General features: G+C 72.8%; 11 protein-coding genes. All 11 read left to right on the forward strand.

Annotated features, from left to right (window positions below):
* Positions 1–63 precede the first annotated feature (63 nt).
* The 11 genes from Pdca_RS32330 (at position 64) to Pdca_RS32380 (ending at position 13,345) form a co-directional block, all read left to right on the forward strand.
* Positions 64–768: an IclR family transcriptional regulator gene (locus Pdca_RS32330; RefSeq protein ID WP_125911641.1), complete on the forward strand. Its 705-nt coding sequence runs from the start codon at positions 64–66 to the stop codon at positions 766–768.
* A gap of 365 nt (positions 769–1,133) precedes the next feature.
* Positions 1,134–2,081, forward strand: a complete 948-nt coding sequence (locus Pdca_RS32335; RefSeq protein ID WP_197719867.1) for an ABC transporter permease — start codon at positions 1,134–1,136, stop codon at positions 2,079–2,081.
* The gene (locus Pdca_RS32340) at positions 2,078–3,007 is read left to right on the forward strand and encodes an ABC transporter permease (RefSeq protein WP_197719868.1); all 930 of its coding nucleotides are present in this window, start codon (positions 2,078–2,080) and stop codon (positions 3,005–3,007) included. The genes Pdca_RS32335 and Pdca_RS32340 overlap by 4 nt, the downstream gene beginning before the upstream one ends.
* The gene (locus tag Pdca_RS32345; RefSeq protein WP_085915934.1) at positions 3,004–4,026 is read left to right on the forward strand and encodes an ABC transporter ATP-binding protein; all 1,023 of its coding nucleotides are present in this window, start codon (positions 3,004–3,006) and stop codon (positions 4,024–4,026) included. Before Pdca_RS32340 ends, Pdca_RS32345 begins: the two co-directional genes overlap by 4 nt.
* Positions 4,019–5,071 (forward strand): ABC transporter ATP-binding protein, encoded by a 1,053-nt coding sequence (locus Pdca_RS32350; RefSeq protein ID WP_085915933.1) that lies wholly within the window; start codon positions 4,019–4,021, stop codon positions 5,069–5,071. The genes Pdca_RS32345 and Pdca_RS32350 overlap by 8 nt, the downstream gene beginning before the upstream one ends.
* Positions 5,068–7,338 carry a CaiB/BaiF CoA-transferase family protein gene (locus Pdca_RS32355; RefSeq protein ID WP_085915932.1) on the forward strand — a complete coding sequence of 757 codons (2,271 nt, stop codon included), beginning with the start codon at positions 5,068–5,070 and terminating at the stop codon, positions 7,336–7,338. Before Pdca_RS32350 ends, Pdca_RS32355 begins: the two co-directional genes overlap by 4 nt.
* Positions 7,339–7,360: 22 nt before the next feature.
* Positions 7,361–8,587 carry an amidohydrolase family protein gene (locus Pdca_RS32360; protein ID WP_085915931.1) on the forward strand — a complete coding sequence of 409 codons (1,227 nt, stop codon included), beginning with the start codon at positions 7,361–7,363 and terminating at the stop codon, positions 8,585–8,587.
* Complete coding sequence (locus Pdca_RS32365) at positions 8,584–9,570, forward strand: peptidyl-alpha-hydroxyglycine alpha-amidating lyase family protein (RefSeq protein ID WP_125911642.1); 987 nt, start codon at positions 8,584–8,586, stop codon at positions 9,568–9,570. The genes Pdca_RS32360 and Pdca_RS32365 overlap by 4 nt, the downstream gene beginning before the upstream one ends.
* Positions 9,567–10,772 (forward strand): cobalamin-independent methionine synthase II family protein, encoded by a 1,206-nt coding sequence (locus Pdca_RS32370; RefSeq protein ID WP_085915929.1) that lies wholly within the window; start codon positions 9,567–9,569, stop codon positions 10,770–10,772. The genes Pdca_RS32365 and Pdca_RS32370 overlap by 4 nt, the downstream gene beginning before the upstream one ends.
* A gap of 137 nt (positions 10,773–10,909) precedes the next feature.
* Positions 10,910–12,430, forward strand: coding sequence for an ABC transporter substrate-binding protein (locus Pdca_RS32375; protein ID WP_085915928.1), 1,521 nt, complete (start codon positions 10,910–10,912; stop codon positions 12,428–12,430).
* A 21-nt stretch (positions 12,431–12,451) separates the two neighbouring features.
* Entirely contained in the window at positions 12,452–13,345 is an 894-nt protein-coding gene (locus Pdca_RS32380; RefSeq protein ID WP_085915927.1) for an SDR family NAD(P)-dependent oxidoreductase, read from the forward strand.

Here is a 13,345-nt window from a genome sequence, read left to right on the forward strand (position 1 = left end):
CCTCCGTCACGCCCGGCGGACAGGAGCCGGTGGTCACAGCCTAGGTCGGGGAAGGTGTCGCAGATGAGCGCGGAGGTGCGGGACGGCGACGGGCCGGCACAGAGCGGTTCGCTGACCCTCGATCGTGGGCTGCGACTGCTGGAGCTGCTGGCGAACGAGGACCGCGAGATGACGGTCGCCGAGCTGGCGACCTCGCTCGGGGTGCACCGGCAGGCCGTCTACCGGCTGCTCACCACCTTGCGCGCGCACCGGCTGGTGGCCGAGGGCAGCTCCGGCCGGTACCGGCTGGGCCTGGGCGTGATGCAGCTGGCCCGGCAGGCCAATCCGGAGCTGCGCCGGGCGACGGCACCGCATCTGCGCCGGCTCGCGCAGGAGCTGGAGGTCACCGCGCAGTGTGTCGTCGCCGAGGGCGACGACGCGGTCGCGCTGTCCGTCTTCGAGCCGCCCGCCTCGGTCTTCCACCTGTCCCAGCACAGCGGTGCCCGGCATCCGCTGGCCCAGGGCGCGAGCGGCCTGGCGATCCTGATGGCCCGCAAGCCGCGGACCTCGGATCCGGACGCCGTGCGGGACGCCAGGGAGGCCGGTTACGCGGTCTCCCGCGGGCGGCTCACCGCGGGAGCGGTGGGGATCGCGGTCCCTCTGTTCGACGGGGACGGGCACTCCCTCGACGCCGCCATCGGCGTCGTCTCGATGGGCGACGTGGACGTCGAGCACGTCGCCGGCCGGTTGCTGGACACCGCCCGGCTGATCGCCGACGGCGGCATCTGACCGCTCGGCCACATCTCGCCGCAGGCGCCCGGGAACGACGGCCGCCCGCGGCCCGCGGCGCCGTGCCCCGACGTGCACCGACGCCCTCCACCGCTGCCCCACCGATCCGCGGCCCGGCGAGTACGCCGCGGCCCGGCGGTGGGGCAGCGGCGTCTCCGCCCGGGGGCGCCCGATCGTTCCACGGCCGCACGGCATCCGCGCTGCGCAGCAGCGTTTGCTGCCGGTCCGCACCTTGACGTGGACCACACCACGGTGCACGATAAGTGTCAGTAAACGAACAGAAAGTCCAATAATCGGACGATCGCCGCGACCAGCATCCCCCTCTGCGGCTGCGTCACCACCGCCCAGCGTCGGACGGAGCGACGATGAACTCACGGATGGTCATCCGCCGGATCGGTGGAGGCCTACTCGTTCTCTGGCTCGTCTCACTGCTGACCTTCCTGATGGTCCAGCTGATCCCCGGAGACCCGGCAGAGGTGATCGCGGGCGACAACGCCTCGGTCGCCGACGTCGACCGGATCCGCGCACAGCTGGGCCTGGACCGTCCGGTGTACGAGCAGTACCTGTCCTGGCTCGGCGGAGTCCTGCAAGGGGACCTCGGCAACTCGCTGTTCACCAACCAGCCCGTCACCCAGGCGATCCTCGACGTGGCACCGCCGACCCTGGCCCTCACGCTCACCGCGATCATCCTGGCCCTGCTGCTCGGTGTCGGCGCCGGCGTGATCGCCGGTCTGCGCCAGGGCAGCTGGATCGACCGCGCGGTCTCCACCCTGGCGACCCTCGGTATCGCGATGCCCAGCTTCTGGGTGGCGATGCTGCTGGTGTCGGTCTTCGCGCTGACCCTGCGATGGCTGCCCGCCACCACCTACGTCCCGCTCGACCGGGGCTTCGGCACCTGGCTCTCGCACATCCTGATCCCGGCGACCGCGCTCGGTCTGGCCACCGCCGCCGAGCTGGCCCGGCACACCCGCGGCTGCGTCGCGGACGTCCTCGCGCGGCCCTACATCCGCACCGCCCGGGCCCGCGGGGCCTCGACGCCGCACCTGATCGGCAGGCACGTCCTGCGCAACGCGGCGATCCCGGTGGTCACCGTGCTCGGCCTGCAGACCAGCCGGCTGATCGGCGGCACGATCGTGATCGAGGCCGTGGTCGGCATCTCCGGTCTCGGCTCGCTGGCGGTCAACTCGGTCCTGCAACGCGACTACCCGGTGATCCAGGGCTACGTGCTGTTCTGCGCGCTGGTCGTGGTGGTCGTGAACCTCGTCGTCGACCTGGCCTACGGCTGGATCAACCCGAAGGTGAGAGCCGCATGAATCCTCCCCCCGAGCCTCGGACGATGGAGCCGGCCGGGCAGCCGGCCGCCCGGGTGGATCCCGCTGCGACCCCGCCGCCGCGCAGCCCGAGGCGCCGGAACCGGGTGCTGCGCGCCGTGGTCGGGCGACCGGCGAGCGCCGCCTCGGTCGGCGTCGTCGCGCTGCTGGTCGTACTCGCGATCATCGGGCCGCTCGTCGCCCCGCACGACCCGGACGCCCAGAACCTGGCCAACCGGTTCGCCGACCCGAGCTGGACCCACCTGTTCGGAACCGACGACTTCGGCCGCGACGTGCTCAGCCGGATCATCACCGCGTCCCGGATCACCATCATCGCCCCGCTGATCTCGGTCGGGATCGCGGTCGCGATCGGGCTGCCGCTGGGCCTGCTGGCGGCGATCCGCGGTGGCTGGGTGGACGCCGTCACCGGGCGGCTCGCCGACACCGTGCTGGCGCTGCCCGCGCTGGTGGGTGCGCTGGCGATCGTCGCGGTGCTCGGGCCGGGCCTGGTCAACACCATGATCGCGGTCGGGATCATCTTCACCCCGACGATGTTCCGGATCGTCCGCGGCGCCGCACTCGCGGTGACCGAGGAGACCTTCGTGCAGTCGGCGACGGCGATCGGATCCTCGCAACGCCGGATCCTGGCCGTCCACGTGCTGCCGAACATCGCGGCGCCGGTCATGGTCCAGGTGACCATCCTGATGGGGGTGGCACTGCTCGTCGAGGCGAGCCTGAGCTTCCTCGGGCTCGGCGTACAGCCCCCGGACGCGAGCTGGGGATCGATGCTCAAGGCGGCCTACGCCAGCCAGTTCGACGCGCCCTACGCGGTCATCCCGCCCGGCGTGGCGATGGTGCTGACCGTGCTGTCGTTCAACACGATCGGCGACGCGATCCGCGACGCCGTCGGGATCCGGAGGCGGATGTGACCGCACCATCGCGCCCGGCCGGGGAACCACTGCTCTCGGTCCGCGGCCTGACCATCGACCTGCCCGGCGAGCCCGGCCAGCGCGGACTCGTCGAGGACGTCACGTTCGACGTGCACCGGGGACGTTCGCTGGCCCTGATCGGCGAGTCCGGGTGCGGCAAGAGCCTGACCTCGATGGCCGTGCTGCGGCTGCTGCCGCCCGGGCTGCCGGTCCGGTCCGGCTCGGTCCACTTCGACGGCGTCGACCTGCTGCGGTGCCGCGAGCGCGAGCTGCGCTCGGTGCGCGGCGGGCCGGTCGGCATCGTCTTCCAGGAACCGATGAGCAGCCTCAACCCGACCATGACGGTCGGTGACCAGATCGCCGAGGCCCGCCGGCTACACCTGGGCGAGAGCCGGCGGACCGCGCACCTGCGCGCGGCGGAGCTGCTGGACCGGGTCGGCATCCCGAACGCCGCGCAGCGGGTCCGTTCCTACCCGCACGAGCTCAGCGGCGGGATGCAGCAGCGGGTGATGATCGCCGGCGCGATCGCCTGCGACCCGAGGCTGGTGATCGCCGACGAGCCGACCACCGCACTGGACGTGACGATCCAGGCGGAGATCCTGCAGCTGCTGCGCGACCTGCAGCGGGACATGGACCTGGCGGTGCTGCTGGTCACCCACGATCTCGGTGTCGTCGCCGACTTCTGCGACGACGTCGTCGTGATGTACGCCGGCCACGTCGTCGAGCGGACCTCGATCGACGGGCTGTTCTACGACCCGCAGCATCCGTACTCGAGCGCGTTGCTGGCGGCCGTCCCGCAGTCCGGCAGTCCGCGCACCCGGCTGAACGTGATTCCCGGCCGGGTCCCGCCGGCGGGCCGGTTCCCGGACGGCTGCCGGTTCCGCCCGCGCTGCGGGCACGGCCTGCCCGAGCAGTGCGCGCTGCCGCAGGTCGACACCGAGCTGGAGCACGGTCACCGCACCCGGTGCGGGCGGGTCTCGGGTGGCGAACTGACTCTGGAAGGGGTGGCCCGTGTCTGATCCGACGAGCCCGGATCCGGCGGTGGTCGTCCGGGCCTCCGGCCTGGTGAAGAGCTTCCCGCTGACCCGGACCCTGTTCGGCCGGCCGTTGCGGTCGGTGCACGCGGTGGACGGCGTCGATCTCACGGTGCGGGCCGGGACGACCCTCGGCCTGGTCGGTGAGTCGGGCTCCGGCAAGACGACGGTCGGCAGATTGATCGCCCGGCTCGCCGAACCGGACACCGGCACCGTGGAGGTCTGCGGCCGCGACGTCACCCGGGTACGTGGCGCGGAGCTGAAGGAGCTCCGTTCCCGGCTCCAGTTCATCTTCCAGGACCCGTACGGCGCGCTGGACCCGACGAAGACCGTCGGGCACGCGGTCACCGAACCCCTGGTGGTGCACGGCCGGATCAGCGGCTCCGAGGCCCTCGACGCCGCGGGCCCGCTGTTGGAACGGGTCACCCTGGATCCCGAGTTCGCCCACCGGCGCCCGGACGAGCTCTCCGGCGGGCAGCGCCAGCGGGTGTGCATCGCCCGCGCGCTGGCGCTGGGTCCCGAGGTGCTGGTCGCCGACGAGCCGACCTCCGCACTCGACCTGTCCACCCGGTCGGAGATCCTCAATCTGCTGCTCGACATCCAGCAGCACAGCGGCCAGGCGGTGCTGCTGGTCTCGCACGACTTCGCCACCGTCCGGCACCTCGCCCACCGGATCGCGGTGATGTACTTCGGCCGGATCGTCGAGGAGGGCACCGCCCAGGAGATCGCCGAGGACCCCCGGCACCCGTACACCAGGGCGCTGCTCTCGGCCGTGCCGGTGCCGAACCCGCAGCTGCAGCGGTCCCGGCGGCGCACCGTGCTGCAGGGCGACCTGCCGGACCCGGCGTCGCCGCCGTCCGGGTGCCGCTTCCGCAGCCGGTGCCCGGTCGCGATGGACGCGTGTGCGGCCGACGATCCTCCGCTGCTGGAGCTGTCGCCGACCCGGCGCGTCGCCTGCCTGCGGCACCAGCCGTCGAGCCCGGCCCCGGCCGGCATCGACGCCGCCGGGCCGGTGGAGACCCTCCGATGAGCGCACCGCTGGCGGGCGTCCGGGTGCTCGACCTGGGCCACCACGTCGCGGGCCCGCTGACGGCGCTGCTGCTGGCGGACCAGGGCGCCGATGTCGTGCGCGTGGCCCGGCCCGGCGCCGCAGCGGCCGATCCGTTCCTGGACCGCGGCAAGCGCCGCGTCGAGCTCGACCTGAAGGCCCCGGACGGTCTCGCCGCGGCCCGTGCGCTGGCGGCCGAGGCCGACGTGCTGGTGGAGAACTTCCGGCCGGGCGTCACCGATCGGCTCGGACTGGGCTGGGCGCAGCTGCGGGCGGCCAATCGCGGGCTCGTGTACTGCGCGATCCCCGGCTTCGGCGCGGCCGATCCGCGGGCGGGCGTGCAGGGCTGGGAGGGTGTGATCGCCGCCGCGACCGGGAACTGCCGCCCACGGGCAGGCAACGCCCCACCGGGCTGGGACCCGGACCGGCCCACCTACACCGCCGTCCCGGTCGCGTCGAACTTCGCCGCCTTCTGCAGTGCGGTCGCGATCGTGGCCGCGCTCACCGAGCGGCACCGGACCGGCCTCGGGGACCGGCTCGAGATCTCGCTCTACGCGGCCATGTTCGAGGCGATCGGCGGCTCCGGCGCGTATCCGGTCGCCACCGGGCTGCCACCGGAGCGGGCCATCTCGACTCTCGGCAGCGGCTGCTACCGCTGCGCCGACGGCCGCTACGTCCAGTTCAACCCGATCGGAGCGACCAACCGCTTCCTGCGCTGGTTCCTCGACGCCGCGGGCGTCGGGCACTGGATCGGCGAGGGGCTGGCCGACCGGGCCCGCAGCGCCGCCGATCCCGGCCCGCTGCGTGCGCGGCTGACCGGCCTGTTCGCCTCCCGGCCCGCCGCCGAGTGGGAGGAGCTGGCGGCCACCGCCGGAACACCCCTGGCGGCGGTCCGGACCACCGTCGAGTGGATGGGATCCGAGCAGGCGGTGGCCGACCGGCAGGCCGTCTCGGTGATCGACCCGATCCGTGGGCCGCTCACCGTGCCCGGTGCCGCCGTCGTGTTCGACGGCACCCCGGATCCGACCGGCCGGGCGGCCCCCGCCGCGGCCGCCGATCCCGGCGAGGTGCTGGCCGGGTGGCGGCGGCCCACCGGCGAGCAGGTCCGGGCCGGCACCCCCGCACCGCCCGCCGCCGACACCGCCGACGGCCCCTACGCCGGGCTGCGGGTGCTGGATCTGACCCAGATCCTCGCCGGTCCCAGCGCCGGACGGGTGCTCGCCGAGTTCGGCGCCGACGTCACCAAGATCAACGTCCCACAACGCCGGATCGGCGCGCACGGCGTGGTCAACCGGGGCAAGCGGACCATGCTGCTGGACGTCACGTCCGAGGCGGGCGAGCAGGTGCTCTGGCAGCTGATCGAGCAGTCCGACGTGGTCACCCACAACCTGCCGGCCGGGACGGCACAGCGCTACGGGCTCAGCCACGAGCAGCTCACCTCCCGCCGCCCGGAGCTGGTGCACGTGTCGGTGAGCTGTTACGGCGGCAGCGGCCCCTGGGCGGGCCGGCGCGGCTACGAGACCCAGGGCCAGGCGGCCACCGGTCTCGCCGAGCGCACCGGCGGTACCCACGGTCCCGCGGTGCTGGGGCCCTACAACGTGCTCGACTACGGCACCGGCATGCTCGCCGCGTTCGCGGTCGCGCTCGGGGTGTACCGCCGGGCCGGCACCGGCCGCGGTGGCGCGGGGCACGTCTCGCTGACCCGGACCGGGGTCTACCACCAGGCCCGCTACGCCGTGTCCACCGCACCGGGCGACGAACCGCGCGGCCCGGAGGCACTCGGGCTGCGCCCCGGGCACCGGTTCCACCGGGCGTCGGACCGCTGGTTGTTCGTGGCCGCCACGCCCGGCCAGGAGGACCGGCTCACCGCGCTGCTCGGCACCGGCCCGGACGGCCGGCCGGGCACGTTCGGCGGCCGGACCGCGACCGACTGGGTGCGGCTGCTCGGCGAGTCCGGTGTCGCCGCGCACGAGGTGGTCGGTCTGGCCGAGCTGATGACCGATCCACGGGCCAGGGGCCAGGGCCTGTCGATCACCCAGATCTCCGAGGAGGTCGGCGAGGTGGTCATGCCGGGCCCGGTCGTCCGTGCGGAACGGATCCCGGTCGGCCCCGGGCCCGCTGCCCGCCGGCCGGGGGCCGACGGCCGGGACGTCCTCACCGCGGCCGGCCTGGCCGACCGGATTTCCGAGCTCGAACGTTCCTGGGTGGTGCAGCTCGACGCCCTGCCCACCGGCTGGGCGCACTTCTAGCCCGGCCCCCGAAAGGAGACACATGCACGTCGACCTGCTCATCAAGGGCGGACACGTCCTCGATCCCGGCCGCTCGATCGACCGGCGCACCGACATCGCGATCGCCGACGGCCGGATCGCGGCGATCGGTGACGATCTCCCGACCGACGGCGTCGCCCGGGTCGTCGAGGTGCGGGCCCCCGGGCAGTACGTGGTTCCCGGCCTGCTCGACATCCACACCCACGTCGCCCACGGTGCGATCACCCCCGGCGTCGGGATGGAGGGCTGCGATCCGGACACCATCGGGGTCCGGTCCGGGGTGACCACCGTGCTCGACGCCGGCTCCGTCGGCGTGGCCAACATCGGCGTCTTCTCGGCGTACATCCAGCCGCGGGCCCGGACCAGGGTGATCCCGTACCTCAACATCGGCAGCTACGCCCACACCATGCCGACCATGGTGGACGTCAACGCGCTCACCGAGATCGATCCGGACGCGATCGGCCGCTGCGTCACGGCCAACCCCGGCCTGGTGCAGGGCATCAAGGTCCGGCTGGTCGGGCCGCTGATGGCCGAGCACGGCAAGGAGATCCTGGGCCGCAGCAGGCAGGTGGCCCAGGAGCACGGGGTCCCGCTGATGGTGCACATCGGCGACCTGTCCGCCCGTCGCCGCCCGGATCCGCACCTGCTCACCCCGGTGACCCGGTACGCGATCGAACAGCTCGCCCCGGGGGACGTGCTGACCCACCTGTGCACGCCCAACCACGGCGGCGTGCTCGGTGCCGACGACCTGATGCTGCCGCTGCTGACCGAGGCCCGCGAGCGCGGCGTGGTGCTGGACGCCGCGCTGGGCCGTGGGAACTTCGGGTTCGACGTGGCCCGCAGGCAGCGCGACGCCGGGCTGGCGCCGGACACCGTGTCCAGCGACCTGACCGCGATGGGCGAGTCGTTCCAGAGCCTGATGGAGTGCATGGCGAAGTTCATGGCCGTCGGCTACTCGCTGACCGAGGTCGTCCGGATGACCACCACGGACGCGGCGGCGGCGATCGGCAAGTCCGACGAGCTCGGCGCGATCGAGGTCGGCCGGGAGGCCGACCTCACGATCCTGGAGGTCGTCGACGGCGACTTCGAGTTCGTGGACACCGCAGGCGACACCTTCCCCGGCGCGCACGGCCTGCGGCCGGTGCAGACCGTGCGCGCCGGCGAGCTGATCGCGCCCCACTGGGGACCGCACCCGTGGGGCTGGCTGCCGGCCGGAGCGGAGCGGTCATGATCGCCGGCTGGCGCGCGGACCCGCGCTGGGCGGGGCGGCCTGCGGGGCCGGCCTACACCGACGTCACCGACACCGACACCGATGCCGACGACCACGTCTACCTGCTGACCCGCTCCGACGGGCAGGTCATCGTGCGCGATCCGGAGGGCGGGTTCGTCCGCAGCTGGGGCCGGGGCATGTTCACCACCCCGCACGGATTGACCGTCGGCCCGGACGGCTCGGTGTACTGCGTGGACGCCGGCGACCACACCGTCCGCCGGTTCACCCCGACCGGCGAGCTGCTGGCGGTCATCGGCACCGCGGGCACCCCGTCCGACACCGGGTACACGAGCGACCGGCCGGTCCGGGTGCACAGCGTCGAGCGGGTCCGGTATCCGGGCGACCCGTTCAACCGGTGCACCGCGCTCGCCGTGGCACCGAACGGGGAGCTCTACGTCGCCGACGGCTACGGCAACTGCCGGGTGCATCGTTTCACCGCGGACGGTGAGCTGATCGGGTCCTGGGGCTCGGTCGGCACCGGTCCCGGCGAGTTCCACCTGCCGCACGGGATCGACATCGGTCCGGACGCGCGGGTGTACGTCGCGGACCGGGAGAACGACCGGATCCAGATCTTCTCCCCCGACGGGGAGTTCCTCGAGCAGTGGACGGATCTGCAGCGGCCGTGCGACCTGGTGGTCGGCCGGGACGGCACGGTGTCCGTCGTCGAGCTGTGGCGACCCGCGGGTACCCGCTCGTTCGTGCACGGGGAGGTGACCGAGGACCTCCCGTCCCGGTTGTCCGTGCTCGACGCGCAGGGCAGGCCGCAGACGCGCGGGCACGGCTCGTTCATCGCGCCGCACGGCATCGCCCGCGACTCCACCGGCGCGCTCTACGTCGCCGAGGTGACCCACAGCTTCGCGATCGCCACCGGGCGGGTCGGCCCCGAGTACGCCGACCAGCTCTTCACCCGACTCATCCCGACCTTCGACGAGGAGACCCCATGAGGCGCGAACCCGGCCGGATTCTCACCACCCACGGCGGGAACCTGCCCCGCCCCGCCGACCTGGACGAGCTGATCGGCGACGGCGAGCCGTCGCGGGAACGGCTGCAGGAGCGGCTCCCCGGGGCCGTCGCCGAGGTCGTCGCCCAGCAGATCGACTGCGGGCTGGACGTGATCAACGACGGGGAGTACGTCAAGGCCGCGAACATGGCGGGCTACAGCGGCTACATCCACGCCAGGGTGACCGGCTGGGAGGTGCTGGACATCGACCCGGCGATCGGGCCGAAGCGAGCCTTCGTCGCCGCCCGGGACCAGGCCGACTTCCCCGGTACCTACGAGTCCGGGCTGTGGCTGACCGGCTCCGGCGGGCCGGTCCGGCCCGGTTTCGCCACGCCCGGCGCCGCGCCGCGCCTGCCGACCACCGAGCGCGTCTGCACCGGCCCGATCCGCTACACCGGCCACGACGCGATCGCCGCCGACGTGGCGGCGCTGACGTCGGCGGTCGAGGGCAAGCCGGTGGACGGTTTCATCGCCGCGCTCGGCCCGCTCAGCCTCGGTGCCGGCGCGCGCAACGCGCACTACGCCGACGAGCAGGAATACATGTTCGCCGTCGCCGAGGCGCTCCGCGAGGAGTACAAGGCCGTCACCGACGCCGGCCTCGTCCTGCAGATCGACGAGCCGGAGTTCGCGACGACCTGGCAGTTCCATCCGGAGTGGACGGTCGAGGAGCTCCGCCGGTACCTGGAGTTCGCGGTGGAGGTGCTGAACCACGCGATCGCGGGGCTGCCGTCCGAGCAGATCCGGATGCACTCCTGCTGGGGCAGCGGGCACCGGCCGCACACCCAGGACATCGGGCTGGTGCACATCGCCGACCTGCTGGTGAAGGTGAACGCGGGCGCGTACGCGATCGAGTCGGGCAACGTCCGGCACGCGCACGAGTGGCGGGTCTGGCAGGACGTGAAGCTGCCGGAGGGCAAGATCCTCGCCCCCGGCGTCGTCAGCCACGCGACCGACCTGGTGGAACACCCCGAGCTGGTGGCCGAGCGGCTGGTCAACTTCGCGAGCGTGGTCGGTGCGGAGAACCTGCAGGCCGGAACCGACTGCGGCATCGGTTCGCGGGTCGGCCACGCCGAGATCGCCTGGGCGAAGCTCCGCTCGCTCGCCGAGGGTGCCGCGATCGCCGGTAAGCGTCTGCACCCGGCCTGACCGGTGGTCAGGTCCCGATCCCCCGAATTCCCGCACTGGCCAATGGAGGTCACGTGAGAGAGCACCGAAACCACCTTCGTCCGAGTCCCGGTCACCGACGTCCTGGTAGCCGACGCCCCGGTAGCCGGCGAGGCACGGTGTGCCGTGCGCTCGGCCTGCTGACCGTGTCCGCCCTGATCGTCGCGGGTTGCGGCGGCGGAGGCGGTGCGACGGAGCCGGGCGGCGGCGAGCACGACCCGAACGCGGTCTTCAAGTACGCGGTTCCGGGCATGCCCACCTCGTTCGATCCCCGGCAGGCCGCGCCGCTGGACCCGGTCTTCCTGGACGTGGTCTACGAGAGCCTGATCGGCCGCACCCCCGCGGGCGACATCGAGCCGGGCCTGGCCACCGAATGGGAGCTGTCCGACGACAACCGGGTCCTCGATCTCACCCTGCGCGAGGGGGTCACCTTCACCGACGGCGCGCCGTTCGACTCGGCCGCGGTGGTCACCTCGCTCGAGGCGTTCCGCGAGTCGGGTGCGCAGAAGACCGTGCTCGCACCGCTGCAGACGGTGGAGGCGACCGGGCCGAACTCGGTCCGGCTGACCTTCGACGCCCCGTCCGGCTACATGGTCAACGCCCTGGCGGGCGAGGCGGGCATCGTCGTGTCGCCGCAGGCGATCGACGATCCGGACCTCGGCACGAAGCCGGTCGGCACCGGCCCGTTCGCCCTCACCGGGCTGCAGCAGGGCAAGGTCACGTTCAGCAAGAACGAGGACTACTGGAACGCCGCCGAGACCTCGATCGCCGGCATCGAGATGCTGGTGTTCTCCGACGAGCCGACCCGGCTCCGTTCGGTCGTCTCCGGGGAGACCGACGGCACGACGATCTCGGCCGGCCAGATCCGGGAGGCCGAGGCGAACGGGCTCAGCGTGGTCAAGGGCCCGAACAGCACGCTGAACGGGATCCTGCTCAACACCGGACAGCCGGAGTTCGCCGATCCCAAGGTCCGCGAGGCGCTGGTCTACGCCATCGACCGTGAGGCGGTCAACGACAGCCTGTTCGCGGGTGAGTGCACCCCGAGCGTGCAGCCGTTCGGCCCGGGCTTCTGGGCGAACGTGCCCGAGCTGAACGACATCTCCAGGTTCCACGATCCGGCCCGGTCGAAGGCCCTGCTGGCCGAGGCCGGTTACCCGGACGGGGTCGCCATCGAGCTCGCACACGGTCCGAACACGACCTACCAGAACCTGTCCCAGGCGTTGCAGGCCCAGCTCACCGAAGCCGGGTTCCGCGCCGACGTCCGGCCGCTGGAGTTCAGCCAGATGGTCGAGGCCCGGCGGACCGGCAACTTCAGCGCGACGGTGTCGCTGCTGCAGGCCGGGCGACCGGACAGCAGCCAGTTCGCCGTGGACTTCTACATGCCCGGCGGCACCTACAACCCGGGGAACTTCTCGCTGCCGGGTCTGGACGCCCTGCTCGCCGAGTCCCGGGCGGCCGACGACACGGCCGAGCGGGAGGGACCGACCCGGGAGCTGTTCCGCGAGGTCTTCGAGGCGGGACCGCCGGTGATCCCGGTGTGCAACGTCATCTGGGTCGCTGCCTTCCGCGATGGCGTCACCGGCTTCGAGGTGCCGACGTACGGCGACTACGGCTTCGCCTCCATCAAGATCGCCGGCTGATCAGGGAACGGAACGCAACGGATGCAGAACATCGATCTCAGTGAACGGGTCGCGGTGGTCACCGGCTCCGGACGCGGCCTCGGCCGCGCCTACGCCGAGGCGCTGGCGGCCGCAGGTGCCGCGGTGGTGGTGAACGACCTGGACGCCGACGCGGCCGGCGAGACCGTCGCCGCGATCACCGGGGCGGGCGGCAGGGCCGTCGCACACGTCGGCGGGGTCGGTCCGACCGAGACCGCCGAGCAGCTCGTCGAGCGGGCGGTGAGCGAGTTCGGCAGGCTGGACGTGATGTGCACCAACGCGGGTGCGCTGCGCGACCGGACCCTGCTCAAGCTCGCCGACGACGAGATGGACATGGTGCTGGACAGCCACATCCGCGGCACCATCACCTGTGGCCGAGCCGCCGCCAGGCAGTTCAAGGAGCAGGGTGACGGCGGCCGGTTGATCCTCATCGGGTCACCGGCGGGCCAGCTGGGCAGTTTCGGGCAGACCGCGTACGCCGCTTCCAAGGCGGCGATCGTCGGGCTGGTCCGGGTCTGGTCGGTGGAGCTGGCCAGGATCGGGGTGACGGTGAACGCCGTCATCCCGAAGGCGCTGACCAGGATGGCAGCCACGATCCCGGGGATGGCCGAGGTCGTCGAGCAGGTGGAGGCCGGCGGACCCGTGCCCGAGCACCTGCGGCACAACGGAACCGGCACGGTCGCCGATGTCGCGCCGCTGGTCGTGTACCTGAGCGCGGCGGAGTCGGCGAAGGTCACCGGGCAGTACTTCGGGTTCGGCGGCGACCGGTTCTCGGTGTGGGCGCACCCGTCCGAGGCGTTCGTGACCCACCGGTCCGGTGGCTGGACGACCGAGCAGCTGGCCCTGGACTTCGCCGACTTCACCGATCACCTGCGGAGTCACCTCCCGGCCGGCTGA

It is taken from the genome of Pseudonocardia autotrophica, from assembly GCF_003945385.1.
In the GTDB taxonomy this organism is placed as follows: Bacteria; Actinomycetota; Actinomycetes; order Mycobacteriales; family Pseudonocardiaceae; genus Pseudonocardia; species Pseudonocardia autotrophica.